Genomic DNA, 25,511 nt, shown 5'->3' on the forward strand with positions numbered 1-25,511 from the left:
AATAATCGCTCGATAAACAAGCTTGACGCCCAGGCAGCCTGAGGTTCTACTTATCGGCGAGGAAACGCAAGGGGATGACACCCGCCCATGAAAGCTGCGGCGTTCGACTACGTCCGCGCTGACTCGCTTGCCCATGCGCTCGATCTTCTCGCGCGCCATGGCGAGGGCGCGCAGCTGCTGGCCGGCGGACAGAGCCTTTTGCCGGCGCTCAATCTGAGGCTTTTGGCACCCGACCTGCTCATCGATATCAGCCAGCTGGACAGCCTTCGGTCCATTGCGCTGCAAGACGCGACGGTCCGCATTGGCGCTCTCACGCGGCATGCCGATCTCCTGGCCTCCGATGTCATTGCGCGCGAGTGCCCGCTCGTGGCCGAGGCCGTGCGCCACGTGGCACATCCCGCCATCCGCAACCGCGGCACGATCGGCGGCAATCTCGCCCAGGCCGATCCGGCTTCCGAACTGCCGGCCGTGATGGTGGCGCTCGAGGCGGTGATCGTCATCACCGGGCCGGACGGCGAACGGCGCGTGCCGGCCGATGACTTCTTCATGGGCATTTACGAGACGGCGCTTGCGCCGGGTGAGCTCATCACCGCGGTGGAGATCCCGCAAGGGCGCGCTGACGACCGCACGGGCTTTGCCGAGCTCGCTCGGCGCGGCGGCGACTATGCCCTGGTAGGCCTCGCCTGCCGGCTCCGGCTCGCGCAGGACGGAACGGCCGCCGACGCGCGGCTCGCCTTTTTCGCGGTCGGCGATCGCCCGACGCTCGCCACAGCGGCAGCGGCGCGGCTGGTCGGCCGCCCGCCGTCGCCGGACGTGCTGGCCGAGGCGCAGGCGGCGCTCGACATTGATCTCTCGCCGCCTGATGATCTGCAGGCCTCTGGCGAGACGCGGCTCAAGCTCGCGCGTGTGCTCCTTGCGCGTGTCGTCGCGCCGCTCCTGCCGGGGCTTGCGGCCGAGGGGAGGGCGGCATGAGCGCCACGCGTCTGCCGATCGCGCTCACAGTCAATGGCGAGACGATCACCGCCGAGGTGCCGCCGCGCGTGCATCTCGCCGATTTCCTGCGTGAGGAGCTCGGTCTCACCGGCACGCATATCGGCTGCGAGCACGGGGTTTGCGGCGCCTGTACCTTGCGTCTGGACGGCGTCATCGTCCGTGGCTGCCTCGTGCTCGCTGTGCAGGCCGACGGCGCGCAGGTCGAAACCATCGAGGGCCTGTCGGACACGGGCGAGATCGCCGATCTGCAGGCAGCCTTTGCCGACCGCAATGCGCTGCAATGCGGCTATTGCACGCCGGGGATGCTGATGGCCGCGCAGGATCTGCTCCGCGCCGAGCCCATGCCGGATCGCGACGCAATCCGCGAGCACCTATCCGGGAATTACTGCCGCTGTACCGGTTACCAGGCGATCGTCGATGCGGTCGAGGCGACGGCCCGAAGCCGGGGAGGGCGCGCATGAGTGATCCCGCCTCCGGCCTGTCGGCTCTCGATCGGCCCAATTCCTATATCGGCCGCTCGGTGCCGCGCCCGAATCTCACCCGGCTCCTGCAGGGCCGTGGGCAATTCGTCAGCGACATGACCCTGCCGCGCATGGTCCATCTGGCCTTCGTGCGCTCGCCGCATGCCCATGCCAGGATCCTGGGGATCGACGCGGAGGAGGCGCGCCGCCGGCCGGGCGTGGTGGCTGTGGTGACCGGGCCCGAGCTCGCCGCAATCTGCACGGCCTGGGTCGGCGTGCTGTCGCATCTCAAGGGGCTCAAATCGGCGCCGCAGCACGCCATGGCCATCGATCGCGCCTGCTGGGCCGGCGAGGCGGTCGTCGCCGTTCTCGCCCGGACGCGCGCCGAGGCGGAGGATGCCGCCGAACAGGTCGGGGTCGATTACGAGCCCTTGCCGGCCGTCACCGACATGATGACGGCGCTCGACCCGCACACGCCCGTGATCCATCCGGATCTCGGCGACAATCTCGCCTTCGAGCGGCGGCTCGATGCGGGGGCGGTGGATACCGCCTTCGCCGAAGCCGATGCGGTGGCGGAGGTCGAATTCGTCTTCGGCCGTCACACCGGCGTGACCCTCGAACCGCGGGCCGTTCTGGCGGACTGGAACCCCGGCGAGGAGCTGCTCACCGTCTATCAGGGCACCCAGGCGCCGCATATGATGCAGAATGTCTATGCGACGCATCTCGGACTTTCGGAACGGCAGGTCCGCATCGTCTGCAAGGATGTCGGCGGTTCATTCGGCATCAAGGTGCATGCCTATGCCGACGAGATGGCGACGGTGGCTCTTTCCAAGCTGCTGAAGCGGCCGGTGAAATATGTCGCGGACCGCATGGAGAGCTTCGCCACCGACATTCACGCCCGCGACCACCGCTGCCGCGGTCGTGTGGCCGTGAAGAAGGACGGCACCATCACCGCCTTCGAGATCGACGACGTCACGGGCATCGGGCCCTATTCCATGTATCCGCGCACCAGCGCCATCGAGGCCAACCAGGTAGTGAACCTGGTCGGCGGCCCCTATGTCACGCCGAATTATCGGGCGCGGGCGCGCGTCGTGTTTCAGAACAAGAACGTCACCTGCCAATATCGCGCCGTCGGCCATCCCATCGCCTGTTCGGTGACGGAGGGGCTCGTCGACCTCGCCGCCCGTGCCATCGGCATGGATCCGGTCGAGATCCGCCGGCGAAACCTCATCCGCGACGACGCCTATCCCTGCGGGTCCCCGGCCGGCCTCAAGTTCGAGGCGCTGTCGCACCATGCCTCGCTCGACAAGCTCCTCGCCATGATGGACTACGAGGGCCTGCGCGCCGAGCAGGCGGAGCTGCGGGCCAAAGGCGTTTATCGCGGCATCGGCCTTGCGAGCTTCATCGAGGTCACCAATCCGAGCGCCGCCTTCTATGGGGTCGGCGGCGCGCGCATCTCCTCGCAGGATGGCGTGACGGTGAAGCTCGATGCGACTGGCGCCGTCGTTTGCCAGACGAGCATCACCGAGCAGGGGCAGGGCTCGGAGGCGATCACCGCGCAGATCGTGGCAACCGCCATGGGCGTGCCGATCGAGCATGTGCGGGTCATTCTCGGCGACACTGACGTCACACCCTACGGCGGCGGCACCTGGGCGTCGCGCGCGGCCGGCATCGGCGGCGAAGCCGCCTGGCAGGCCGGCAAGGCCTTGCGCAGCAATGTGCTCGCGGTCGCGGCCACCATTCTGCAGGCGGACCCGGAGGAACTCGACATAGCCGGCGGCGTGGTCATCGATCGGGCGGGCGGCCGCGAGCGTGTCGGTCTCGAAGAGGTGGCGCGCATCGCCTATTTCCGGCCGGACACCCTGCCGCAGGACTTTCAGGCCGAACTGATGGCGACGCGCCATTACGTGCCGCGAAAATATCCCTTCGCCTTCACCAACGGCATCCAGGCCGCTTGGCTCGAGGTCGATGCCGAGACCGGCTTCATCAAGCTCCTGAAGCACTGGGTGGTGGAGGATTGCGGCACGCTCATCAATCCGCAGCTCGTCGACGAACAGGTCCGCGGCGGTGTCGTGCAGGGGCTCGGCGCCGCGCTCTTCGAACATTGCCGCTACGACGAGGCGGGTCAGCTCCTGAACGCCACCATGGCGGATTATCTCGTGCCGATGGCGGGGGAGATGCCGGACATCGAGGTCGGCCACGTGGTCTCGCCCACGGCGGAATCCGAGCTCGGCGCCAAAGGCGCGGGGGAGGCCGGCACCGCCGGTGCGGCCGCCGCTGTCGCCAATGCGGTCAATGATGCGCTCGCGCCCTTCGGCGTGACCATCACGGAGATACCGTTGACGCCGGAGGTCGTGCTCCAGGCGCTCGATGCAGCCAAAGACAGACCATAGCAACAGTCGCAAAGACGACGAGGGAGGACATCATGACCGACAGCGTGAAAACCGGGCCGCGGATCAGCCGTCGGCGGCTCCTCGGCACCGCGGGTGCGGCGCTCGCCGTCTCGCCCTTCACCTTCAACATCGTCAGGGCCCAGGAGGGGCCGATCCGGGTGGGATTTCCGGTGCCGCTCACCGGCCCCTATGGCGCGGAGGCGCAGGACCAGGTCCGTGCCGCGCAGGTGGCGGTCGCCGAATTCAACGAAACGGGCGGCCTCAAAGGGCGCCAGGCCGAGCTCCTCGTGCGCGACGACAAGCTCAACCCCGGCGAGGCCGCGACCCGAGCCCTCGAGCTTATCGAGAACGACAAGGTGAGTTTCATCGTCGGCAGCCTCTCGGCTTCCGTTCAGCTTGCGGTCAACAATGTTACCAAGGCCCGCAAGGTTCTCTACAACTCCATCAGCCAGTCGGACACGATCAACGAAGCCTCCGACTTCAGCCGCTATACCTTCCACGAGGCGCTCAACCCGCATATGACTGCGGGCGCGGTCGGCCGCTATGCCTTCCCGAAATTCGGCAAGAAAGTCGTCTTCCTTACCGCCGATTACGCCTATGGCCACGAGATGGTGCGCGGCTTCCAGGAGGCGGGGAAGGCTTTCGGCATCGAAACCCTGGCCGATATCCGCCATCCCCTCGGCGCGACCGACTTCTCGACGCTCCTGCCGCGCATCCAGGCCATGAAACCGGACATGCTGATCATCAGCAACTTCGGTCGCGACCAGCAGATCGCGCTGAAACAGGCGACCGATTTCGGCATGAAGCGGACGATGAAGATCCTCGCGCCAATCCTGCTCTATACCGGGCGAATCGCGGCGGGGCCGCAGGCCTTCGAGGGCGTGATCGGCGGCACGTCCTACTATTGGGGTGTCGAGGACAAGATCGCCTCCGCCAAGGCCTTCAACGACCGCTTCCGCAAGCAGTTCGACGGCCGCGTGCCCTCCGACTACGGCTCGCTCGCCTATGGCGGCGTCAAAACCTTGCTGATGGCGGCGCGCGAGGCGGGCTCCACCGATCCGGAAGCGGTGATCCCAGCGCTCGAAGCGTTGAAATACGATTATTACAAGGGCGCGCAATACTATCGCAAATGCGATCATCAGTCGGTCCAGTCGGTTTTCATCATCGAATCGAAGTCGAAGGACCAGCGCAACGAGTCCGATGTCTTCAATGTCCTTGCGACCGAAGAGCCGGACGAAGCGCATCTCAGATCCTGCGAGGCGCTCGGCCACCACGGCTAGGAAATCCCATTCGGCGCGCGCTCGCAGCGTGTGCCGCCACCGGAGGCTTTCATGGCGGGTCTCACGCTCGACCTGATCGGGTTGCAGCTCTTTGCCGGCGTGGCGTTGGGGGCGGTCTATGTCCTGCTCGCCATCGGCCTGTCGCTCATCTTCGGCATGCTGACGGTCGTCAATTTCGCGCACGGCGCCTTCTACATGCTCGGTGCCTATGTCGGCCTGTGGCTGCTCTCGCAGGGCTATAACTTCTGGGTCTGTCTCATCGCCGTGCCGCTTGCGGTGGGCGCTGTCGGCCTTGCCATCGAGCGGGTGCTCATCCGGCCGCTTTATGGGCGCGGCATCGACTATCCGCTGCTGCTCACCTTCGGCCTGAGCTATGTGCTCGTCGAACTCGTACGCATCGCTTTCGGGCGGACCGGCTATCCGGTCGATACGCCCGAGCTGCTGCAGGGCGTCGTCGATATCGGCGTGGGCTATTTCCCGCTCTACCGGCTCTTCGTGATCGGCGTCACCGCCGTCATCCTGCTCGGGCTATGGCTCTTCCTGGAGCGAACAAGCTACGGCCTCATCATCCGGGCGGGCGCGCGCGATCCGCAGATCGTTCGCATCCTCGGCGTCGATGTCTCGCGCGTCTGGCTGGTCGTCTTCGGGCTGGGAACGGGCATTGCCGGGGTGGCGGGGCTACTCGCCGCGCCGCTCCAGGGCGTCATCCCGGAAATGGGCGGGCCGGTGCTCGCCGAGGCTTTCGTGGTGACGGTGGTCGGCGGCATGGGCTCGCTCATGGGCGCTGTCGTTGCGGGCCTCCTCGTCGGCATCGTCGTGAGCTTCACATCGCTCTTTGCGCCGGAAATGGCGAAAGTCTCGATCTTCCTGATGATGGCGCTCGTTCTCCTGGTCCGCCCCCAGGGCTTTTTCGGCCGTGCCGGACTGATGAGCTGAACCGATGACCATCGATCACACGTCTCCAGCCGCTCTCGCACGGCCCGGGCGCCCGCCCAAGCTGCTCGAACTCGCCGTCCGGCACCGCGTCCTCCTGGCCGCGCTGTTCCTTCTGGTCTTTCCCCTGGCCGTGCCCTTCAAGGCGCTGGCGATCCAGATCCTGATCTACGGGCTTTATGCGCTCGGTTTCAACCTGCTCTTCGGCTATCTCGGGCTCCTGTCCTTCGGCCATTCGGCCCTGCTCGGCACCGGCGCCTATCTCTGCGGCATCGCCTTCGTGCATCTCGGCGCGCCCTGGTATCTGGCGCTCCTCGTCGGCGTCGTCGCCGGCATGCTGATCGCGGCCGTCATCGGTGCGCTCGCCATTCGCACGCGCGGCATCTATTTCGCCATGGTGACGCTCGCGCTCTCGCAATGCGTCTATTACGTGTTCTACCAGTCCGTGGATTGGACGGGCGGCGAGAACGGCCTGCGCGGCATCGATGTCGGCACCATCGATCTCTTTGGACTTACGGTCGACTTCATCGATCCTCTGACGCGCTACTATGTGGTTGCAGCCTTCGTCATCGCGGCGCTGGCGGTTCTCTCGCGCATTCTCGCCTCGCCCTTCGGCGCCGTCATCGAGGCCGTGCGCGAGAACGAGGCGCGGGCGCGCGCCTCCGGCTACGACGTCACCATGACGCGCCTTCTCACCTTCGTGCTGTCGGGTGGCTTTTGCGGGCTCGCCGGGGCACTGCTCGCCCTTCATCTCTCGATCGTGCCGATCGAGACCCTGGGGATCGAGACCTCCGGCCTCGCCGTCATGATGTGCCTGCTTGGCGGCATGGGCACCTTCTTCGGACCGTTCGTGGGCGCGGCGGTCTTTCTCGGCCTCGAAAATCTCGTGTCGCTATGGACCGTGCATTGGCAGCTTATCGTCGGGGCGATCTTCACGGCCTGCGTCCTCTTCTTCCCCAAGGGGATCTGGGGCACGCTCCTGCACTGGATGGAGCGGGGAGGGCGCCGATGAGCGAGGTCATCCTGCGCACGGAGAAGGTCGGCAAGCGCTTCGGCGGGTTCGTCGCTCTCAAGGACATCAGCGCGGAGTTCCGCCGCGGCAAGATCACCTCGATCATCGGGCCGAACGGGGCGGGCAAGAGCACCTATTTCAACCTGCTGTCGGGCGCCTTCACACCGACCGCAGGGCGCGTGGAGTTCGAAGGGCGAGACGTCACGGGGCTCGCCCAGCACCGCTTCGCCCATATGGGCATCGCCAAGTCCTTCCAGATCACCAACGTCTTCCCGCAGCTCACGACGCACGAGAATATCCGCGTAGCCGCCCAGGCGCTCGTCTCCCGCTTCGACATCTGGCGCCCGCGCGCCGCCATGACGGATCTCGCCGACAAGGCCGACCACCTCCTGGAGCGGGTCGGCCTCCAGGATCGCCGCAATCGCCCGGCGGGCACCCTGGCGCATGGCGAGCAGCGGGCGCTCGAAATCGGCATGGCGCTCGCGAGCGACCCGCGGCTCCTGCTGCTCGACGAGCCGACCGCCGGCATGAGTCCGGAGGAGACGCGGGTGATGATGGACCTCGTGCTGAGCCTTGCCCAGGAGCGCACGGTCATTCTCGTCGAACACAAGATGAAGCTCGTCATGGGTATCAGCGACCGCCTTCTGGTGCTGCATCACGGCGAGCTCATCGCCGAAGGCACCCCCGACGACATCCGCCGCAACGAGATGGTCAAGCGCGTCTATCTCGGCCAGAGGGAGCACTGAGGATGCTGGCGATCCGCGGCCTCGAGGCCTGGTACGGGCAGAGCCACGTGCTCCAGGGCATCGATCTCGAAGTCGAGCAGGGCGAGATCGTCTGTCTCATCGGCCGCAATGGGGCTGGCAAGACGACAACGCTGAAGGCGGTGATGGGCCTCCTCGAGAAGACGCGCGGCAGCGTCCGCTTCGAGGGCGAGGAGATGCTCGGCCGCCCGGCGCATCTGCGCTTCGGCAAGGGCCTCGCCTATGTGCCGGAGGAGCGGCGCATCGTGCCGGGGCTCTCGGTGCGCGAAAACCTGCGGCTCGGCCTCATCGCCTCGCCGAACAAAGCGCAAGAGAACGCGCTCATCGCGCGCACCGCCGAAACCTTTCCGCGGCTCGCCGAGCGGCTCGACCAGACGGCCATCACCATGTCGGGCGGCGAGCAGCAGATGCTCGCCATCGCCCGCGCGCTGATCGCCGACCCCAAGCTCGTCATGCTCGACGAGCCCTCGGAAGGCATCATGCCGGTGCTCGTCGACGAGATGTTCGACTTGTTTCGCAAGCTCAAGGCGGCCGGCACGACCATTCTCCTGGTGGAGCAGAATGTCGAGCTCGCGCTCGGCCTCGCCGACCGCGCCTATGTGGTGGACCAGGGCACCATCGTCCACCACGGCGCGGCGGCCGATCTCCTCGCCGACGCCGACATCCAGGAGCGCTACTGCGCGGTGTGAGCCGCGGTGGCGCCTGTCGACCAACTTAAGGAAGCCCTCATGATCGCGGACGAAGCCCACGGATTGAAGCTCATCGGCCACCATACGCTGCAAGGCTATGGCGGCCTCGGCGAGGGCATGTCGCTGCAGGCCGCACGCGACGGTCGCCGCATCATGTGGCTCGCCCATGAAGGGCCGCCGAAGAACTTCACCGGCGTCGATGTCACCGATCCACGCAATCCGCGGGTGGTCGTGCAGACGGACCTGCCGCATAATCGCGTCCGTTCCAACTCGCTCGAAACCTGCGGCGACGTGATGGCGGTGGCCTATCAGGTGCTGGAGCCCGGGTTGCAGCCGGCCGGCATCGAGCTCTTCGACATCAGCGTGCCTGAGGAGCCGAGATCCATCGGCTTCTTCGACTGTTCCGGCCCGCATTCACGCGGCGTCCATCAGGTCTGGTTCGTGGACGGGCGCTATATCCACTGCGCGGCCGGCGCTGCCGATTTCACGCCGCGCAACCAGCTCGACGACCAGCCCTACCGCATCATCGACGTTGGCCAGCCCTCGAAGCCCGTGGAGGTCGGCCGCTGGTGGATGCCCGGCACGCGCGAGGGCGACGATGCGCCACCGCCCGAGCGCTTGCCGATCGACTCCGGCTTTCGCGCCCACAACACCAATGTCTTTCCCGAGCGGCCGGACCGGGCCTATGTCGGCTATCTCGACGGCGGCGCCTTCGTGCTCGACATCTCCGACATGGGCGCGCCGAAGGTGGTGTCTCGCTTCTGCCCGCATCCGCCCTATCCCGGCTTCACCCACACCGTGTTGCCGCTGTTCAGCCGCGGCCTTTTGATCGTCAGCGACGAATGCGTGCAGGACAACGGCGCGGATTGGCCGAAGCTCACCTGGATCGTCGACGCGCGCAACGAGACCAATCTCGTGCCGATCTCCACCTTCCCCATGCCATCCTTCGAGACCTACGGGCGCAAGGGCGGGCGTTTCGGCTCCCATAATCTCCATGAGAACCGGCCGGGCGAGACCTCGTTCAGATCGGACACGCTGATCTTCGCGACCTTCTTCAACGGCGGCGTCCGCGTCTTCGACACGGCCGATCCGCTGCAACCGAAGGAGGTCGCCGCCTTCGTGCCGCCTGCGCCGGAAGGAAGCCGCGTCGGCACCGTCCAGATCAATGACGTTTTCGTCGACGAGAACGGCCTGGTCTACGCCGTCGATCGCTTTGCCGGCGGCCTCTATATCCTGGAGACGACCTTCTGAGGCTGGGGCCGTTTCACGGCGGCGGGCGCGGTAACGCTCCGCCGCCGCTCGGTCAGCGACGTGACTCCGGGTGCCAGGCAAGCAGCCGGGCGCGCAGATATTCCAGGCTGCGAATGACCACGAGCCCGAGAAGGGCGATTTCGACGATGCCGGCGAAGACGCCGACGGAATCCGCAAAACGGCCGGCGGTGATCATGGTGCCGCCGATGCCGCGGCCGCCCATCAGCATTTCGGTCACGACCGTGGTGATCATGGCGACGGGAAGCGCGATCTGCACACCGGTGAGGATCTGGGGCGAAGCCAGAGGTAGCACCACCTCCCATAGAACCTGACGTTCGCTCGCCCCGAGGGCGCGCGCCGACCATTGCGGCCATTTGTCGGCCGCCGAGGTGCCGGCGAAGGTCATGGAGACGAGTGGAAAGAAGCAGGAGAAGGCCACCATGATGACCTTCGAGGTGTCGTAAATATCGAACCACAAGATGAAGATCGGCAGAAATGCGATCTTCGGCATGGGAAAACCCACCGAGATCAGCGGGTCGAAGAACCAGCGCAGCGCCGCCGAGCGCGCCATGAGCACGCCGAGTGGAATGGCGACGATGGCGGCGATGAAGAAGCCGAGGAGCGCACGGTAGAGCGTAAGCGCGAGATCGGTGAAGACGGTGCCGGCCATCGCGTCCTGCCACAGGCGGGCGACTACGTCGCTCAGGGCCGGGAGGAGGAAGGGATGAACCAATCCGAGCCGGGCGCTTGCCTCCCACAGCGCGCAGAGCACGAGCACGACGCCGATCTGGATGCCGGTGTCACTGATACTGCGCCAGCGCTCGGACCGGTGTTTGACAGGCGGGGCGGTGACCCGGCCCGCATGGGTGCTGGGGCTGGTGCGCATCAGGCGTCTCTCCAGCGCAGCTGACGGCGGGCAAAGGCGGCATAGAGCCTATCGGCCGCAAAGCCTGCGGCGGCGACCAGGATGATGACGGCGAACATGGCCGGATAGGTCCCGCCATCGCCGAGCGAACTGATGAGGAAGCCGAGCCCGTCCTTGGCGATGACGAATTCCGAGCTCACCATGAGAATGAAGGCGAAGGCGAGCGCCGTGCGGCATCCCGAGAGGATCTCCGGGGTTGCGGCGGGAACGACCACCTCGCGCAACTCCTCCCATTTGGTGGCGCCGAGGCTCGCCGCCGACCAGCGCAGCACGTGGTTGACGCCGCGCGCGCCGTTGTAGCTGCTGACCACCACGGGCAGGAAGCAGCCCAGGAAGATGAGGAAGATCTTGGAGGAATCGCCGAGGCCGAACCAGATCATCACCAGCGGGATGAGCGCCGATTTCGGCATGGGATAGAAGATCTGGACGAGCGGATTGACGAGGAGCCGCACCGGCCGGAACATCGCCATGAAGAGCCCGGCCGCGATCCCCACAACGACGGCGGCGGCCAGCCCCGCGGCGGCGCGGGCGAGCGAATGAATGGCATGCATGAAGAGGTCGCCGCCGAGCATGAGGTCCCAGAGCGCTCTCGCCACCTCGCCCGGGCCCGGCAGCATGCTCTGCGGCACGAGGCCGACGAGCGTCACGAGATACCAGAGGAGGACCATCACCAGAATAGGTGTGTAGCGCAGGGCCGTGCTCACCATCAGTGGCCCCCGCGGCTCGCGGCGACAGCCTCGGCGCGCACGAGGCGCCAGATATGCTCGCTGAGTTCCAGGAACTCCGGTTTTTCCAGGATCTCCTCGCCCCGGTCCTTGGGAAGGTCGACGTCGACCACATGCCGGATGCGGCCCGGCCGCGCACTCATCACCGAGATCCGGTCGGCCAGAAACACCGCCTCGTGGACGTCATGGGTGACGAAAACCACCGTCTTGCGGCTGCGCTGCCAGATCGCCCGCAATTCCTCCTGCATGACGCGACGCGTCTGCGCATCCAAGGCGCCGAAGGGCTCGTCCATGAGAAGGATTTCGGGATCGACGGCGAGCGTGCGGGCGATGGCGGCGCGCTGCTGCATGCCGCCGGAGAGCTGCGAGGGGTAGGCGTTCTCGAAGCCGCCGAGTTCGACGAGCCGGATGAACTCCCGCGCGCGCTCCGCCGCCTCCTTCGCGCCGAGCCCCTGCTTGCGCAGGCCATAGACGACGTTCTCGAGGACCGTCTTCCACGGAAAAAGCGCGAAGTTCTGGAAGACGATGCCGCGTTCCGGGCCTGGCCCGGCGACTGCACCCCGTTGCGTGACGATCCGGCCACGCTGGATGGGGATGAAGCCGCCGATCAGGTAGAGGAGCGTGCTCTTGCCACAGCCGGAGGGGCCGAGCAGGGCATGGAACTCGTCGCCGCGGATATTCAGATTGATGTCGTCGAGCGCGATTACCCCCGGCCCGTTGCGACCGGCATAGGAATGGCTGACGCCGACGATGTCGATGCCGCTCGATCCTTCTTCGACGACCTGTTCGCGCAACGCCGCGACGCTCATTGGTCGGCCTCGATCCGGCGCTTGGCTTCTTCGACGAAGCTCAGGTCGACATATTTCGGCGCCACCTCGATCGCAGTCGGCGCGAGCCCGAGATCCTTCGCGATATTGATGCTGTCCTGCAGCGTCTTCACATTGGGGAAAAGGAACGGGTCGCGATAATAGTCATTCTTCGTGAACATATAGCTCAGCTTGTCAGGCGACTGCTTCATGAAATCGGCGATGATCTTGATCGCTTCGGTGCGGTTCGCCGGATCGCGGAACCAGCGCATGGCGCGCACGTGATCCTCGAAGAAGTCTTGGAGCGCCTGCCTGTTTTTTTCGAGGAAGTCCGCGCGAGCGGCCAAAAAGACGAGCTGGGAAGGCCCGATAGCATCCTTTGACCGAAACAGGACCTGGTAGTTTCCGCTCTGCAGCAATTGGCCAGAGTTCGGCTGCAGCACGGTCCCCATATCGATCTTGCCCTCGTCGAGCATGGACGGGATATTGGGGAAAGCGACTTCGACCACTGTATAATCGCGCTTGTCGACCATCCCCTTGGAACGGAACATGGCGCGAATGGCCGTGTCCGAGGCCGAGCCGATGGCATTGCTGCCGACGCGCTTGCCCTTCATGTCAGTGACGGTCTTGATGCCGGAGTCCTTGCGAACCAGGAAGGTCTCCGAATGGTAGTCGTCGACGCCGTCCTGAATGATGTCGGCGACGACCTTCACGTCCTGGCGCGCGTTGGTGACGGCAAGCGTCAGCGCGAGCGCCGAGAAGGCGGCCATATCGATCTCGCCGGCCGCCATGGCCGTAATCTGGGGCGAGCTGCCGCGAAAGAGAATGGGCTCGACCGTGTAGCTCTTGCCGTAGTGCTTCAGGATCTCAGGCTTTGAATAGAGCACCGGGATCATATGGCCCGGCATGGTCGACCAGCCGATCCGGATGTTGACCGGGTCGGCCGCTGCCGCCCCGCCCGAAATCATGAGGGCCGCGAACGTCGCCCCTGCGAGCTTCCGCAATGCTGTCGTCATAAGGCGTTTCCCTTCTTTGGCCGTGCTCTTCTGGTCCGATGCCGGAGCACTGTGCGGGCGCCGGAGCGACGCCATATGGAAATTATCGATCGATAACAAACGTCGCGTCAAGCCCTAAAGGCTGGCGTCGGAGACTCGTTCGGCCAATAAATTATAGTTCGATAAGTTATGAGACGATCGTGCCGCCCGTGGTTTTCAGGCTGCGTAGCTCGAAAGCCGGCCGGCATTGCGTCCGTAAGGAAGCCTCCATGTGCTTGCCTATCCGAGGGGAGCGCTCGATCTATTGGAGAGTGTTGACCTCGGAAAGGAGTGGCTCATGGATCTGCAGCTCGACGGAAAAACGGCCCTCGTCACCGGCTCGACCGCCGGCATCGGCCTTGCGATCGCCAAGAGATTGGCGGCAGAAGGCGCGCGTGTCGCCATCGTCGGCCGCTCGCAGGCCAAGCTCGACGAGGCAGCCACCGCCGTTGCGGCCGAGGCGCCTTCGGGCGCGGCGGAGGCCGGCATACGCGCCATTCTCGCCGACGCCGCAACTGCAGAAGGTGCGGCGGTTGCGGCCCGCGAACTGCCCGACGTTGACATTCTCGTGAACAATCTCGGCATCTATGAATCCAAGGATTTTGCTGAAATCTCCGATGATGACTGGCGCAAGTTCTTCGAGGTGAATGTGCTGAGCGGCGCGCGTCTGGCGCGGCAGTATCTTCCCGGCATGCTGCAGCGGGATTGGGGCAGGATCCTCTTCATCGCCAGCGATTCCGCCATCGTAGTCCCGCCGGACATGATCCACTACGGCATGACCAAGACGGCGCAGCTTGCGATCTCGCGCGGCCTTGCCGGGCGCACCAAGGGCACGCGCGTGACGGTCAATGCGGTGCTGCCCGGCACAACGCGCTCGGAAGGCATCACCGATTTCCTGAAGAGCGTCGCCAGTGATCCGAACGCGCCAGCCGAGACAATCGAGCGGGAATTTTTCGCCAAGGAGCGGCCGACCTCGCTCATTCAGCGGATGATCGAGCCGGAGGAGGTTGCAAGCCTCGTCGCCTATGTGGCGAGCCCCTTGTCTGCGGCGACCAATGGCGCAGCACTACGCGTCGACGGCGGGATAACACCGACCATCATCTGAGGCCCGATGAGCCCGCGGCCGGCTGAGCCTAGGCTGCTGTCGGGCTCCGCGCCTTCTGCACCTCCTGCCAGGGCGCGGTGAGGCGCCGGGTCTCCTCGTCGAGTATGTCGAGGAAGGCCTCGGCGGCAGCCGACAAGGGCCTGCGGGCAGGTTCGATGAGCACGAGGTCGAGGCCGAGCGGCGGATCGGCCAGCGGGTTGACGACGAGCGATCGCGCGTCGGGGGAGCCTGCGTCCTGCGCCATCATGAGCCCCGGCAGGATTGTCACCCAGTCGGTGCTCGCTACGAAGTCGAGTGTGCCGAGCATCGCGTCGAGCTCGAGGAGGCGCTCGATGATGACGCCATTCGAGGACCAATAGGTCTCGAGGTTCCATCGCCTCGCGTTCTGCCGGCCTGGAACTGCGATCTTCAAGGGACCGAGATCGGCGAGCCGCACCGGCGTCATGTGCCGCAGGCCGCGCTTGGCGCCGGAGACCAGCACCTCCCGGGTCTGGGCGAAGAGCCGGCTCTTGATGCCGACGGTGCCCGGCGCGGCCGGCACGATGGCGAAATCGAGCTCGCCGGTCTGCACGCGCTGCGTGAGCACCGCCGAAAAGGCTTCGACGATCCGCACGATGACATTCGGCTGCACCTCGACGAAACGTGCCAGCGCCGGCGCCAGCACGCTGCGCGTCATTGTCGGCATCAGGCCGACGACGATTTCACCGTCCAGGCCGGCGCCGTAGCTCATGACGGCGCGCTTGGCCGCCTCGTTCATCCGCAGCACCTCGATGCAATGGCGATAGTAGCTGTCGCCGGCCGGGGTGGCCGTGACAGTGCCACTGCCGCGCTCGAACAGCCGCACCCCGAACCGCTCCTCGATCTTGCGGATATGCTGCGACACGCCCGATTGGGTGGCGTTCTCCCGTTCGGCCGCAGCCGTGAAGGAGCGCTCCTCGTAAACGGCGACGAAAAGACGGATGTCGCGGAGGCTCTCGATCATGATTTCCGTATCAGGAATGGTGATGGAAAAGAGCAGATCATATCATTTCATCAGCATAGCATGGCCGTCTACTCTCGCGTTCATGAACGAGCCTCCTCATGAACCGGCTTCCTGCCTTAGGGGCACGGGCCATGTGGGCTGCCTTGATCCTGCCGATGCACCTTTCCCGGGGCGCTGATAAGATCCGGTTGACCTGCCGCAAGCTAGCAAGAGAGCACGCGATGTCTCCTCGATTCCGATCCCTCGACCGTGATGAGCTCGATGACGAGAGACGGCGTGTCTTCGACGAGATCGGGCGCCCTCGCGGCGGCGCAGTGCCGGCGCCGTTCCACATCTATGTGGAGAGCCCGGAGCTCGCCTCGCTGGTTCAGGCGGTCGGCGCCTTTTGCCGCTATCGCACCGGTCTCGCGCCGCGGCTGTCGGAGCTCGCCATTCTGACGACGGCGGCCCATTGGAAGGCCGATTACGAATTCGCTGTGCATGCCGGGGAGGCGCGCAAAGCGGGCGTCCCCGAACACGAGATCGAAGCCCTGGCGAGCGGCCGCCGCCCCGATTTCGACGATGAGGATGCCGCTCTCGTCCACGATTTCGCCGCTCGGTTCTACCGTGACAATGATGTTCCGGACGCGCTGTTCGAGGCGGCGCTCGCGCGCTTCGGCCGCCGCACGGTTGCCGAGCTGGTCGGCGTACTCGGCTATTATTCCATGCTGGCCATCGCGCTCAGGATCTTTCGTGTGCCGACGCCCGAGAAGGCCGATTGAGGAGCTGGCGCGCGCGGCGAATGCCCTTCCCGATCCTGGATGTGGAAAAAACAGGCCACATTTGCGCGATGACTGTTGCCTCGGAGCCGGCGACGGAAGCTTGATGCGGCATCGGTTGTAGACAGGGCGATAGGGGCAATTGTGCTGCAGACACGTCAGGTGGAAGCCTTCCGCGCGGTGATGCTGACCGGCAGCATGACGGCTGCGGCCGAAATGCTGCGCATCACCCAACCGGCGGTGAGCCGCCTGATCCGCGATTTCGAGGCCGACCTGGAACTCAAGCTCTTCGACCGTCGCGGGCCGCAAATCGTGCCGACCGCCGATGCGACGGCATTGTTCGGAGAGGTGGAGCGCTCCTTCGTCGGCCTGTCGCGCATTGCCGAAGCTGCCAAGGCGATCAAGGGCAATCAAGTCGGATCGCTTCGGATTGGTGCCATGCCCGTTCTCATGGGCGGCGCCTTGCCCCGTTTCGTCGCTTCCTTCCTGCAGCCACGGCCCGATATCCGCATCTCGCTCATCGGGCTCAGCTCGCCTCAGGCCGCCGAGGCAGTCATGGCCGGACAGATCGACCTCGGCTTCGCCGATGCGCCGCTGGAGGCACCGGCGCTCGATGTGACCCTGTTCTCCACACCGGCCGTCGTGATCATGCCGTCCGGCCACAGGCTCGCGCGGGCAAAGCACGTTCGGGCGGCCGATCTCGCGGGCGAGCGCATGGTCAGCGCCGCCGACGGCACGCTGTTCCGCTTCCGTGTCGATGCCGCGCTCGCCGAGATTCGTTATGCGGTTGCCGCGGAAGCCTCGCTCGCGCTCACCATCTGCCAACTGGTCGCCGGCGGCCTCGGCCTTAGCATCATCAGTCCCTATGCCGCCGAGGAATTTCGCGACCGCGGCGTTGCGGTTGTTCCTTTCGTGCCCTTCATCGAGACAGGTTTTGTCGCGCTGCGCTCCCGCCAAAGGTCGGCCTCTGCGCTGGCGAGCACCTTCCTCGACGAATTCGCTGCCACTGCCAGGCGTTGGCAGCGCGACGCGGCGGCATGATCGCCGGACCGCACCGGCCGCGACGTCGCCGGTTTGCATAACATCTGGTTATGAAAGCACGTGCCGGTGCGATTTGACACGATAGCATCGTGGCGCCCACATTCGGCCGCATAACAGGGGAGCTTGCCATGCAAGAGCGGACGCCATGAAGCTCGAGCCGTATTGGCTGGCGACAGCCCCACAATTCACCGGTAGTGCCGCGGGTAGCGTCGAGGGCCGGTTCGACATCGCCGTCATCGGCGGCGGCTTCACCGGCCTCTCCGCCGCGCTTGCCCTGGCGAAGGCCGGGGCTTCCGTCGCTGTGCTCGAAGCCGGGCGCGTCGTCGGCCAGGCGTCGGGCCGCAATGGCGGCCATTGCAGCAACGGCCTCGCGCATGACCTCGGCACGCTCGCCGGCAAGATCGGCATGGAGCGCGCAGCCGCCATGTATCGCGCCTTCGACGAGGGCGTTGACGAGGTGGAGGCGCTGGTGCGCGAGGAGGGAATCGACTGCGGGTTCCGCCGCACCGGCAGGGTGAAGGCGGCCGCCAAGCCCGAGCATTACGACAAGGTCAAGCGCAGCTTCGCCGTCCTGAAGCGCGAGGTCGAGCCGGATGCGGAGCTTCTGGGCCCGGCCGATATCCGCCGCGAGGTCGGATCGGACAAGTTCTATGGCGGTATCGTCTTTCCGAAAAGCGCGCAGATGCATGTCGCACGCTTCGGCGTCGGCCTTGCCGAGGCAGCCGCCCGGCGCGGCGCGCAGGTCTATGAGAACGCGGCGGTCACTGCTCTCGAACGGCTGAACGGCTCCGGGCATCGCGTCACCACGACGAGGGGAACGCTCGAAGCCAAGCAGGTGCTGGTGGCGACGGGCGTCTCGCGGCAGGGCCCGCTCTTCTGGTTCCGGCGGCGCATCATCCCGATCGGCAGCTTCATCGTCGCGACCGAGCCGCTGCCGCAATCGCTCGTCGACGCCATCCTGCCGACCCGCCGCTCGGTTTCGACCACCCGGCATATCGGCAATTACTTTCGCCTGGCCGAGGACAATCGCCTGATCTTCGGCGGCCGTGCGCGCTTCGCCATGACCAGTCCGAGTTCCGACGCGAAGAGCGGGCGCATTCTGCAGGCGAGCATGCGCCATTACTTTCCCGAGATGAAGAATGTCGGCATCGATTATTGCTGGGGCGGGCTCGTCGACATGACGGCCGACCGGCTGCCGCGCACGGGCGAACATGCCGGCCTCTACTACGCCGTCGGCCTCAGCGGTCACGGCACGCAGATCTCGGTCCATCTCGGCCAAGCTATGGCGCGGCGTATGGCCGGTGGGACAAAGGCGGGCGACACGCTCTTCGATGATCCCCATTGGCCAGCCATTCCCGGGCATTTCGGCCCGCCCTGGTTCCTGCCCTTCATCGGCGCCTATTATCGTTTCCTGGACTGGCGCCATTGACGCCGGCGCCAGAGTTGCGGGACCGGAGGTAGAGAGCCATGAATGACACCGCTTCATCCGCCGGCGATAAGGTCGTGCTTCGCGCGATGACTGACGCCGACATCCCGACGGCGCACGCGTTGTCGCGCGAGGCAGGCTGGCCGCACCGCGCCGAAGATTGGGCTTTCCTCTTTCGCGTCGGGCATGGCGTGGTCGCTTGCGACGGCGAAGACGCCGTTTGCGGCACGGCCATGTGGTGGCCTTTCGGCGAGGCTGCCGGCTCGGTCGGCATGGTCATCGTGCCGCCGAAGCTGCAGCATCGCGGCATCGGCCGCCGCCTGATGCAGGCGCTTGCGGGGCAGGCGGAAAGCCGCAGCTTGCGGCTGACGGCGACGGCGGCCGGTTATCGGCTCTACGAGAGCGGCGGCTTTGAGGCGGTCGGTGCCATCCATCAGCATCAGGGCACGGCAATGATGCCGGGCGAGAGGCCCAGCTTTGAGGCTGGCACTGTCCGTCCAATGCGCGCGGAGGATCATGCGGCGGTGGTGGCGCTCGACAGGGCGGCTTTCGGTGCCGACCGGGCGCGGGTGTTTGACCAACTCACCGGCGTGGCCGACGGGCTCGTCTGCGAGCGCGAGGAGGGGATCGTCGGCTTTTCCTTCTGCCGCCTTTTCGGGCGCGGCAGAGCGATCGGTCCCGTCGTCGCGGCTGACGATGCAATGGCTGTTGCTCTCATCCATCCGCATGTCGTCGCCCAGGCTGGCGAATTCCTGCGCATCGATACCGCCGCGGCGGAAGGTCCCTTCGTCGACTTCCTCGACGCGAGCGGGCTCGTGCGGGTCGGCGGCGGCACCGTGATGGTGAAGGGGGCTGCGTTCTCGCCCTCAGGCTCCGCGCGGACATATGCTCTGGTCAACCAGGCGCTGGGCTGATTCAGATCCCGAGAAGAGACGGCAACTCGCCAATGTCCCTGATTTCGTGAGAGCCGTAGGAGGGGTGCGGCGGCTCATGGCCGCGGTTCACGAAAGCCTTGTTGGCGATGTGCATGTCCTGTGCGGTCATGAGATCGTAACGGAAGCTCGACGAGCAGTGGAAAATGTCCTCCGGCCCGCAGCCGAGTGAATCGAGCATGTATTCGAAGGCGCGCATGCGCGGCTTGTAGGCGCCGGCTTCCTCTGCAGTGAACACCGCATGGAACGGCGCACCGAGCTTCGCCACGCTGTGCGGGATCAGATCCGTCATGGAATTGGACAGGATGACGAGCGGGTAAGCCGTCGCGATCCGCGCGAGCGCGTCCGGCACATCGGGATGCGGCGGCCAGTCCGGAATGGCGGCATAGAGGCGCGCCGCATCGCTCGGCTCGAAGCGGAGCTTCCAGGCGGCGCAACTGCGGGCGAGGGCATCGGCAATGACGTCGGGATAAGGCTTCCAGGCGCCCAGGACCTCGTCGAGCCGGAAGGCCGCGAAATCAGCGCAGAAGGCGTCCATCCGCTCCCCCGGAATACGATCGGCGAAGATGATCCGGGCGGCCGGCGCCACCCGAAAGTCGATCAGCGTTCCATAGCAGTCGAACGTAATATATTTCGGCCGCCGGGTGGTCATGCCGGGGGATCCTTTCGCAGCTGTCAGATCAAGGCCATTCGAGCATGCGGTAAGACGCCCGGCAATCCAGGAGAGCGGTGCCGTCGAAGGCGGGGCTCCGATCACACATGAGCACGCCACGGGGAGCTCTCGCGCGCGTTGGTCGCATCGACCCCGCTGTTGGCGCGTGCCAAGGGACCGCCGAGCGGATTCGCGCCTCAACGGCCGATGCAGTAGGACAGAGGCAAACAGGGGCTAAGGGAGAGAGACATGCTTTCATTGTCAGGCTGGCGACGCTGGACCGGAGCAATCACCGTTGCGGGGATGCTGGGAGGCGGCCTTGCAGCCGGCGCCGCGCGGGCGGCGGATCTCGCACCGCTGAACCCGCCGCAGACGATCAAGCTGGCCTATGTGCCGATCATGAAATTCGCGACCGCCTTCGTCGCCGACGGCCGGGGCATCTTCAAGAAATATGGGCTGAACGTCGAATTCGAGCGCGTGAAGTCCGGCACGGAGGCCATCGCCTTTCTCGACAAGGGCAGCGTCGATGTCGGCGGCATCGCCATCGTCGCCTCGCTCTGGTCGGCCTGGAACCGCGGCCTCGATATCCGCGTCATTGCCCCGGGCGGCCTCGACCCGATGAAGGACGGCCCGACGAAGCTCTTGGTGCGCAAGGATCTCTTCGACAGCGGCGCCATCAAGTCCGTGGCCGATCTCAAAGGCAAGCGCATCGCAGCCGCGGGTGGGCCGGGCAGCGGCGGCGAATATTTCGTCAGCAAGGCGCTCGAGCCCGCCAAGCTCACCATTCGCGATGTCGACCTGATCAATGTCGGCAATGCCGACATGCCCACCGCCATGAAGGCCAAATCGATCGACGCCGCGCTGCTCGGATCGCCCTATGCGGAAACGGTGCTCAAGGCCGGCGACGGCGTCCTGCTCGCCTCGGATTTCACGCCCGGACTCATGACGGTGATGTTCGTGAGCTCGGGGCGCTTCATCAAGGAACGGCCGGAGGCGGCGCAGCGCTTCGTGCTGGCGCTCGCCGAAGCGGCCCGCATGATGCAAGGCGACCAGTTCTTCGCGCGCGAGAACATGGACACCTATCTTAAGCGGATCGATGCGACCGAGGAGGCCATTCGCACCGGCAGCCCCATCACCTTCGATCCGAACGTCGAGGTCCCGCTGTCCGGCCTCGCCGATATCGAGCGGGTCCACCGCGAGAACGGCCGCACCGACTACGACCAGCCGCTCGACGTGAAAAAGGTCGTCGACGAGACCTTCACCAAGAAGGCCCTGGAGCTCCTCGGCCGTTGAGCGCTTCACGCCGGAAGACATGCGCGGCGGCGCCCGTTGCCGCCGCGAAGGGAAATAGCCGTCCATGACGATGAGTACGGTCGGCGCCGTCGCGGCGCCGAAGATCACCGCGCGCAATGTCTCGAAGATCTATCCGTCCGTCGACGGGTCGATGCTGGCGCTCGACGACTTCAGCCTCGATGTCGCCGACGGCGAGTTTCTTGCCATCGTCGGGCCCTCGGGCTGCGGCAAGTCGACCTTCCTGCGCATGCTGGCCGGCCTTGAGGAGATCTCCGCGGGCGCCATCGATATCCGCAGGAGCGATGTGCCGGGCAAGCCGCTCAACAGCGTGGTCTTCCAGGAATACGCCATCTTTCCCTGGAAGACCCTCCTGGACAATGTCGCCTTCGGGCTGGAGATGCGCGGCATCGGCCGGAAGGAGCGGCTGGAGACGGCGCGCTACTGGCTCGACCGCGTCGGCCTCTCCAAATTCGCGGGCTATTACCCGCACCAGATTTCCGGCGGCATGAAGCAGCGGGTGAGCATCATCCGCGCACTCGCCAACGACCCGGAAGTGCTCCTCATGGACGAGCCGCTCGGTGCGCTCGATGCGCAGACGCGCGTGGTGCTGCAGGAGGAACTGCTGCGCATCTGGGAGGAGACCCGCAAGACGGTGGTCTACATCACCCATAGTCTCGACGAGGCGGTGCTGCTCGGCGATCGCGTGATCCTCATGAGCGCGCAGCCCGGCCGGCGCCTCGCCACCTTCGACATCGACCTGCCGCGCCCCCGCACGATCGATGCCATGAACACGACCCGCTTTGCCGAATATCGCGCCGCGATCTGGGATCAGCTGAGCCGCGAAGTGAGCCGGGCCATGGAGATTGCGCCATGATCGATGTTCCCGCCCGGTCCATGGGCGAGCCCAACGCCGCGGCCAAGCCCGCGCCTGGAACCAAGGCTCCCGCAGGCGATGATTGGCGCGTCATTCTGCTTCTCGTCGCGGCTGCAGCCGTCCTGCATGGCGGCCTCGTCGCGGCAGGGCTGTGGCAGGCCTGGGCCTGGCCGACCGTTGCCGTCAGCTTCGTCCTCCTCGTCCTCCTCTGCGAGCGCATCGGCAGGCTGGTGCCTTTGCGCGGCCGCACAGCTTACGAGCGCATGCTGGCGCTCGGCTTTCCCGTGCTCGTCCTCGTGCTCTGGCAGTTGGCTGCCGATGGCGGCCTGATCAACCCGACCTGGTTCCCGCCACCCAGCAAGATTGCCGCGGCGCTGTGGGATCTGACAACGCGGTTCGACCGCTTCTCGGAGACGACGCTGCTCGGCCGTCCCTGGCTCATGCCCGAATACTTCGACAGGGACGGATGGGCTGGTGTCTGGAGCCTCTTTGCCGAGAGCCATGTGCTGGCGACGGTGAGCCGCGTCCTGGTCGGCTTCGTGCTCGGCGCCATCCCAGGCGTCCTGCTCGGCGTCGTCATGGGCGTCAACAACACCGTCCGGCTGATGCTCGACACGACCCTGTCGGCGATCTATGTGCTGCCCAAGATTGCCATTTTTCCGATCGTCATGCTGACCTTTGCCGATCCCTTCGGGGAAGGGCCGAAGATCCTGGTCGTGGCGCTGTCCGTCTTCATTCTCATGACCATCAATACGATGGCCGGGGTGCGCGGCATCGACAAGGTCTATCTGATGGCCGGAAAGAACTATGGCGCCAACGGCTGGCAGATGATGCGCCATGTCATCATTCCCGGCGCATTGCCCGTGATCTTCGCCGGGCTACGGATCGCGCTCGGCACGGCGATGATCGTCATCATCTCCGTCGAGTTCCTGCGCGCCAAGCAAGGGGTCGGCTACATCACCTATTATTATTGGGAAGTGCTCAATCCCGAAAAGATGTATGCGGGCCTCTTCGTCATCATGGCGCTCGGCATCCTGCTGACCTACGGTCTTCAGGTGCTGCAGCGCCGGTTGATGCCCTGGCAGCGGTAGCCGGGCATCGAGCCGACGGGCTTCATCGCTACGACGCCCGCGGTCCGCTGCCCTGCTCGCGCGCCCGGCGGGCCTCATAAGCCTTCAGATGGGCATAGGCGATGCGAAGCAGCGAGCGGGGACCGACGGCATCGCCGCCGCGCCGCAGGAGGTCGCCGAGGAGATGCTCGGCCTCGACCGGCGCACCGCGTTCGATATCCCGCAGCATCGAGGCCGTCATCGGCGAGCCGGCCGCGGTGAAGGTCCGTTCGGAGCGCTCGCGGAACTCGGGCCGGGGCGGATATCCGTGCCTGGCGGCGATCGCCGCGCATTCTTCGGCGAGGCCCATGGCGAGGTCCGCGGCACCCGCCGCGACGATATCCCCGACCGAGGCGCGCATCAGGGAATTGATGCCGGCAGCAGTGGCGATGAACACCCACTTCTCCCACATGTCCTGCAGGATCGTCTCGGAAAGCCGTCCGTCGAATGTGGCGCCGGCGAAAGCCTGGGCGAGGGCCTGGGCCCGGGCGGAGCCTGTGCCGTTTCGTTCACCGAACATGAGCGAATGCATGTCGTTCAGATGAAGCACGCGACCGTCCGCATCGAGATCGGTCGAGATGATGCATAGCCCGCCGAGCACCTTCTCGGCTCCGAAACGCGCATCGAGCACGTCGAGATGGCCCATGCCGTTGAGCAAGGGAAGGATGAGGGTGTTGGGCCCGACCGCGGGGGCAACGGCGGCGATGGCGCCGTCGAGATCATAGGCCTTGCAACTCAGCAGGATGACGTCGAATGGGGTCTCCAAGGCCTCGGCGAGCACGGTCGGCGGCGACGGGAGGGTCACATCCCCGGCAGCCGGGCTACGAATGACGAGGCCCCTTTGGACAAGCATCTCGGCGCGTCGCGGGCGCACCAGAAAGGTCACATCACGACCGGCCTCCAGCAGGCGTCCGCCGAAATAGCCGCCGATCGCGCCGGCACCGACTACAAGGAAGCGCATGGGTCATCTCCGTGAGGCATGTTGCGATCGGGGCGGCCGCCGGCAACGGGCGGTGGAGCCATGTGCATTGTTTGCCCTGAGTGAGGCCGAGGGCAAGCGTGACGTTGAGCCGCGTCTCGCCTGATCAGCCGCCGGCCAGAACCGCGCGTTTCGCCTTGACCAGGGCGGCGAGACACCGGTCGCGCCAGGCCTTGCGGGCGTCGAGCTGATCGGCCGGCGTCTTCTGCCGGCGCTGCGCCTCGACGGTTGCGACGAGCTCCTCGCTCCATGGCCGCGGATCGGCCTGCTCCTTGGCGAGATCGTAGTACATCGGGCCGAGCTTCTGGCAGTAGTCAGCAACACCGCGCTGCGCATTGAGATCGATGGTCTCGAAGGGGCCCATGAAGAACCAGCGCAGACCGAGCCCTTCGGAAACGGCTGCATCCACCTCCGGCGCCGTGCAGATGCCGTCCTCGACGAGACGGAAGGCCTCGGCCAGCATGGCGCTCTGCAGCCGGTTGACGACGAAGCCTGCGATCTCGCGATTGAGGCGGATCGGCACCTGGCCGACGCGGCGCATCAGCGCCTCCGTGCGGTCGACCACGTCCGGCGCGGTCCAGGGCGCGGGCACGAGTTCCACCAGCGGCACGAGATGCGGCGGATTGATGGGGTGGGTAACGAGACAGCGCTCGCGGCCGGGGATCTCCGCCGTGAAGGCGGAAGCCGGCAGGCCGGAGGTCGAGCTCGCGAGCACGGCATCCGCCTTGGCGAGCGGCGCCATTTCTTTGTAGAGCGCCTGCTTGATCGGCAGGCGCTCGGGCGCGCTCTCCTGGATGTAGTCGGCGTCGCGCACGGCCTCGGCGAGGCTGGCGGCCGGGTTGAGGCGGCCGAGCACCGCTTCCACGCTCTCGCCGTTCAGCAGCCCTTGCTCCGCGAGGCCGGGGGCTGCGCTGCGCGCGAAATCGAGCGCCGCCTCGATCGATTGAGGAGAAGGGTCATAGAGTGTGACGTCGAAGCCCGCGCGGGCGAAGACGATGCCCCAGGCTCCACCCACGAGGCCACAGCCGACCAGAGCGATTTTTTCCATACAGATTGTCCTGTGAAAAGCGCCGTGAGGCGGAGAGCGTCCCGCC

Annotated in this window: 25 protein-coding genes; 17 read left to right on the forward strand and 8 right to left on the reverse strand. The window is 66.0% G+C overall.

Translation table 11 applies throughout. The features are described from left to right. The first annotated feature begins 87 nt into the window (after positions 1-87). The 9 genes from ACFQU1_RS14600 to ACFQU1_RS14640 are packed head-to-tail and all read left to right on the forward strand — an operon-like array spanning position 88 to position 9,776. On the forward strand, positions 88-972 hold the full coding sequence (locus ACFQU1_RS14600; RefSeq protein ID WP_378133725.1) for an FAD binding domain-containing protein: 885 nt from the start codon (positions 88-90) through the stop codon (positions 970-972). Beyond that, positions 969-1,454: a (2Fe-2S)-binding protein gene (locus tag ACFQU1_RS14605; RefSeq protein ID WP_378133727.1), complete on the forward strand. Its 486-nt coding sequence runs from the start codon at positions 969-971 to the stop codon at positions 1,452-1,454. Before ACFQU1_RS14600 ends, ACFQU1_RS14605 begins: the two co-directional genes overlap by 4 nt. Continuing rightward, positions 1,451-3,847, forward strand: coding sequence for a xanthine dehydrogenase family protein molybdopterin-binding subunit (locus tag ACFQU1_RS14610; RefSeq protein WP_378133729.1), 2,397 nt, complete (start codon positions 1,451-1,453; stop codon positions 3,845-3,847). Before ACFQU1_RS14605 ends, ACFQU1_RS14610 begins: the two co-directional genes overlap by 4 nt. A gap of 32 nt (positions 3,848-3,879) precedes the next feature. After that, positions 3,880-5,127, forward strand: coding sequence for an ABC transporter substrate-binding protein (locus ACFQU1_RS14615; protein WP_378133731.1), 1,248 nt, complete (start codon positions 3,880-3,882; stop codon positions 5,125-5,127). Positions 5,128-5,178: 51 nt separating this feature from the next. Then, positions 5,179-6,063, forward strand: coding sequence for a branched-chain amino acid ABC transporter permease (locus tag ACFQU1_RS14620; protein WP_378133733.1), 885 nt, complete (start codon positions 5,179-5,181; stop codon positions 6,061-6,063). Positions 6,064-6,067: 4 nt separating this feature from the next. Beyond that, entirely contained in the window at positions 6,068-7,072 is a 1,005-nt protein-coding gene (locus ACFQU1_RS14625; RefSeq protein WP_378133735.1) for a branched-chain amino acid ABC transporter permease, read from the forward strand. Further along, positions 7,069-7,818, forward strand: coding sequence for an ABC transporter ATP-binding protein (locus tag ACFQU1_RS14630; RefSeq protein WP_378133737.1), 750 nt, complete (start codon positions 7,069-7,071; stop codon positions 7,816-7,818). The genes ACFQU1_RS14625 and ACFQU1_RS14630 overlap by 4 nt, the downstream gene beginning before the upstream one ends. A 2-nt stretch (positions 7,819-7,820) precedes the next feature. After that, on the forward strand, positions 7,821-8,525 hold the full coding sequence (locus ACFQU1_RS14635; protein WP_378133739.1) for an ABC transporter ATP-binding protein: 705 nt from the start codon (positions 7,821-7,823) through the stop codon (positions 8,523-8,525). Positions 8,526-8,564: 39 nt separating this feature from the next. After that, the gene (locus ACFQU1_RS14640; RefSeq protein ID WP_378133741.1) at positions 8,565-9,776 is read left to right on the forward strand and encodes an LVIVD repeat-containing protein; all 1,212 of its coding nucleotides are present in this window, start codon (positions 8,565-8,567) and stop codon (positions 9,774-9,776) included. Positions 9,777-9,828: 52 nt separating this feature from the next. Here ACFQU1_RS14640 and ACFQU1_RS14645 read toward each other — a convergent pair whose 3' ends face one another. The 4 genes from ACFQU1_RS14645 to ACFQU1_RS14660 are packed head-to-tail and all read right to left on the reverse strand — an operon-like array spanning position 9,829 to position 13,248. Continuing rightward, entirely contained in the window at positions 9,829-10,662 is an 834-nt protein-coding gene (locus tag ACFQU1_RS14645) for an ABC transporter permease (RefSeq protein ID WP_378133743.1), read from the reverse strand. Beyond that, on the reverse strand, positions 10,662-11,408 hold the full coding sequence (locus ACFQU1_RS14650; RefSeq protein ID WP_378133745.1) for an ABC transporter permease: 747 nt from the start codon (positions 11,406-11,408) through the stop codon (positions 10,662-10,664). Before ACFQU1_RS14650 ends, ACFQU1_RS14645 begins: the two co-directional genes overlap by 1 nt. Then, positions 11,408-12,235, reverse strand: coding sequence for an ABC transporter ATP-binding protein (locus ACFQU1_RS14655; protein WP_378133747.1), 828 nt, complete (start codon positions 12,233-12,235; stop codon positions 11,408-11,410). Before ACFQU1_RS14655 ends, ACFQU1_RS14650 begins: the two co-directional genes overlap by 1 nt. Next, positions 12,232-13,248 carry an ABC transporter substrate-binding protein gene (locus ACFQU1_RS14660; RefSeq protein ID WP_378133749.1) on the reverse strand — a complete coding sequence of 339 codons (1,017 nt, stop codon included), beginning with the start codon at positions 13,246-13,248 and terminating at the stop codon, positions 12,232-12,234. Before ACFQU1_RS14660 ends, ACFQU1_RS14655 begins: the two co-directional genes overlap by 4 nt. Positions 13,249-13,570: 322 nt before the next feature. Here ACFQU1_RS14660 and ACFQU1_RS14665 point away from each other — a divergent pair, with 322 nt between their 5' ends. Further along, positions 13,571-14,371, forward strand: a complete 801-nt coding sequence (locus ACFQU1_RS14665; protein WP_378134074.1) for an SDR family NAD(P)-dependent oxidoreductase — start codon at positions 13,571-13,573, stop codon at positions 14,369-14,371. Between the two features lie 28 nt (positions 14,372-14,399). Here ACFQU1_RS14665 and ACFQU1_RS14670 read toward each other — a convergent pair whose 3' ends face one another. Then, a complete protein-coding gene (locus ACFQU1_RS14670; RefSeq protein ID WP_378133751.1) occupies positions 14,400-15,353 on the reverse strand; it encodes a LysR family transcriptional regulator in 954 nt (317 codons plus the stop codon). Between the two features lie 221 nt (positions 15,354-15,574). Between ACFQU1_RS14670 and ACFQU1_RS14675 the strand changes: the two genes are divergently transcribed. The 4 genes from ACFQU1_RS14675 (at position 15,575) to ACFQU1_RS14690 (ending at position 19,492) form a co-directional block, all read left to right on the forward strand. Beyond that, a complete protein-coding gene (locus ACFQU1_RS14675; protein WP_378133753.1) occupies positions 15,575-16,114 on the forward strand; it encodes a carboxymuconolactone decarboxylase family protein in 540 nt (179 codons plus the stop codon). 141 nt (positions 16,115-16,255) lie between these two features. After that, complete coding sequence (locus ACFQU1_RS14680) at positions 16,256-17,152, forward strand: LysR family transcriptional regulator (RefSeq protein WP_378133754.1); 897 nt, start codon at positions 16,256-16,258, stop codon at positions 17,150-17,152. 145 nt (positions 17,153-17,297) lie between these two features. Next, positions 17,298-18,581, forward strand: coding sequence for an NAD(P)/FAD-dependent oxidoreductase (locus ACFQU1_RS14685; protein ID WP_378133756.1), 1,284 nt, complete (start codon positions 17,298-17,300; stop codon positions 18,579-18,581). Positions 18,582-18,619: 38 nt separating this feature from the next. Then, a complete protein-coding gene (locus ACFQU1_RS14690; RefSeq protein ID WP_378133758.1) occupies positions 18,620-19,492 on the forward strand; it encodes a GNAT family N-acetyltransferase in 873 nt (290 codons plus the stop codon). 1 nt (position 19,493) lies between these two features. Here the strand turns inward: ACFQU1_RS14690 and ACFQU1_RS14695 are convergent, their stop codons facing one another. After that, the gene (locus tag ACFQU1_RS14695) at positions 19,494-20,162 is read right to left on the reverse strand and encodes a haloacid dehalogenase type II (RefSeq protein ID WP_378133760.1); all 669 of its coding nucleotides are present in this window, start codon (positions 20,160-20,162) and stop codon (positions 19,494-19,496) included. Between the two features lie 249 nt (positions 20,163-20,411). Between ACFQU1_RS14695 and ACFQU1_RS14700 the strand changes: the two genes are divergently transcribed. From ACFQU1_RS14700 to ACFQU1_RS14710, 3 genes are all read left to right on the forward strand, one after another. Further along, complete coding sequence (locus ACFQU1_RS14700) at positions 20,412-21,455, forward strand: ABC transporter substrate-binding protein (RefSeq protein WP_378133762.1); 1,044 nt, start codon at positions 20,412-20,414, stop codon at positions 21,453-21,455. A gap of 64 nt (positions 21,456-21,519) precedes the next feature. Then, positions 21,520-22,329, forward strand: a complete 810-nt coding sequence (locus tag ACFQU1_RS14705) for an ABC transporter ATP-binding protein (RefSeq protein ID WP_378133764.1) — start codon at positions 21,520-21,522, stop codon at positions 22,327-22,329. Then, complete coding sequence (locus ACFQU1_RS14710) at positions 22,326-23,420, forward strand: ABC transporter permease (RefSeq protein ID WP_378133766.1); 1,095 nt, start codon at positions 22,326-22,328, stop codon at positions 23,418-23,420. Before ACFQU1_RS14705 ends, ACFQU1_RS14710 begins: the two co-directional genes overlap by 4 nt. A 28-nt stretch (positions 23,421-23,448) precedes the next feature. Here the strand turns inward: ACFQU1_RS14710 and panE are convergent, their stop codons facing one another. Together panE and ACFQU1_RS14720 are read right to left on the reverse strand one after the other, a co-directional pair. Continuing rightward, a complete protein-coding gene (gene panE / locus ACFQU1_RS14715; RefSeq protein ID WP_378133768.1) occupies positions 23,449-24,399 on the reverse strand; it encodes a 2-dehydropantoate 2-reductase in 951 nt (316 codons plus the stop codon). A gap of 124 nt (positions 24,400-24,523) precedes the next feature. After that, complete coding sequence (locus ACFQU1_RS14720) at positions 24,524-25,465, reverse strand: 3-hydroxyacyl-CoA dehydrogenase (protein ID WP_378133770.1); 942 nt, start codon at positions 25,463-25,465, stop codon at positions 24,524-24,526. Between the last annotated feature and the right edge of the window lie 46 nt (positions 25,466-25,511).

Origin of the sequence: Chelatococcus sp. GCM10030263 (assembly GCF_042666455.1) — a bacterium.
GTDB lineage: Bacteria > Pseudomonadota > Alphaproteobacteria > Rhizobiales > Beijerinckiaceae > Chelatococcus.

Excerpts from the sequence above, each read along its gene's own strand:
- ACFQU1_RS14600 (WP_378133725.1), top strand. The coding sequence starts at position 88 with ATGAAAGCTGCGGCGTTCGACTACGTCCGCGCTGACTCGCTTGCCCAT.
- ACFQU1_RS14605 (WP_378133727.1), top strand. The coding sequence starts at position 969 with ATGAGCGCCACGCGTCTGCCGATCGCGCTCACAGTCAATGGCGAGACG.
- ACFQU1_RS14610 (WP_378133729.1), top strand. The coding sequence starts at position 1,451 with ATGAGTGATCCCGCCTCCGGCCTGTCGGCTCTCGATCGGCCCAATTCC.
- ACFQU1_RS14615 (WP_378133731.1), top strand. The coding sequence starts at position 3,880 with ATGACCGACAGCGTGAAAACCGGGCCGCGGATCAGCCGTCGGCGGCTC.
- ACFQU1_RS14620 (WP_378133733.1), top strand. The coding sequence starts at position 5,179 with ATGGCGGGTCTCACGCTCGACCTGATCGGGTTGCAGCTCTTTGCCGGC.
- ACFQU1_RS14625 (WP_378133735.1), top strand. The coding sequence starts at position 6,068 with ATGACCATCGATCACACGTCTCCAGCCGCTCTCGCACGGCCCGGGCGC.
- ACFQU1_RS14630 (WP_378133737.1), top strand. The coding sequence starts at position 7,069 with ATGAGCGAGGTCATCCTGCGCACGGAGAAGGTCGGCAAGCGCTTCGGC.
- ACFQU1_RS14635 (WP_378133739.1), top strand. The coding sequence starts at position 7,821 with ATGCTGGCGATCCGCGGCCTCGAGGCCTGGTACGGGCAGAGCCACGTG.
- ACFQU1_RS14640 (WP_378133741.1), top strand. The coding sequence starts at position 8,565 with ATGATCGCGGACGAAGCCCACGGATTGAAGCTCATCGGCCACCATACG.
- ACFQU1_RS14645 (WP_378133743.1), bottom strand. The coding sequence starts at position 10,662 with ATGCGCACCAGCCCCAGCACCCATGCGGGCCGGGTCACCGCCCCGCCT.
- ACFQU1_RS14650 (WP_378133745.1), bottom strand. The coding sequence starts at position 11,408 with ATGGTGAGCACGGCCCTGCGCTACACACCTATTCTGGTGATGGTCCTC.
- ACFQU1_RS14655 (WP_378133747.1), bottom strand. The coding sequence starts at position 12,235 with ATGAGCGTCGCGGCGTTGCGCGAACAGGTCGTCGAAGAAGGATCGAGC.
- ACFQU1_RS14660 (WP_378133749.1), bottom strand. The coding sequence starts at position 13,248 with ATGACGACAGCATTGCGGAAGCTCGCAGGGGCGACGTTCGCGGCCCTC.
- ACFQU1_RS14670 (WP_378133751.1), bottom strand. The coding sequence starts at position 15,353 with ATGATCGAGAGCCTCCGCGACATCCGTCTTTTCGTCGCCGTTTACGAG.
- ACFQU1_RS14675 (WP_378133753.1), top strand. The coding sequence starts at position 15,575 with ATGTCTCCTCGATTCCGATCCCTCGACCGTGATGAGCTCGATGACGAG.
- ACFQU1_RS14685 (WP_378133756.1), top strand. The coding sequence starts at position 17,298 with ATGAAGCTCGAGCCGTATTGGCTGGCGACAGCCCCACAATTCACCGGT.
- ACFQU1_RS14690 (WP_378133758.1), top strand. The coding sequence starts at position 18,620 with ATGAATGACACCGCTTCATCCGCCGGCGATAAGGTCGTGCTTCGCGCG.
- ACFQU1_RS14695 (WP_378133760.1), bottom strand. The coding sequence starts at position 20,162 with ATGACCACCCGGCGGCCGAAATATATTACGTTCGACTGCTATGGAACG.
- ACFQU1_RS14700 (WP_378133762.1), top strand. The coding sequence starts at position 20,412 with ATGCTTTCATTGTCAGGCTGGCGACGCTGGACCGGAGCAATCACCGTT.
- ACFQU1_RS14705 (WP_378133764.1), top strand. The coding sequence starts at position 21,520 with ATGACGATGAGTACGGTCGGCGCCGTCGCGGCGCCGAAGATCACCGCG.
- ACFQU1_RS14710 (WP_378133766.1), top strand. The coding sequence starts at position 22,326 with ATGATCGATGTTCCCGCCCGGTCCATGGGCGAGCCCAACGCCGCGGCC.
- panE (WP_378133768.1), bottom strand. The coding sequence starts at position 24,399 with ATGCGCTTCCTTGTAGTCGGTGCCGGCGCGATCGGCGGCTATTTCGGC.
- ACFQU1_RS14720 (WP_378133770.1), bottom strand. The coding sequence starts at position 25,465 with ATGGAAAAAATCGCTCTGGTCGGCTGTGGCCTCGTGGGTGGAGCCTGG.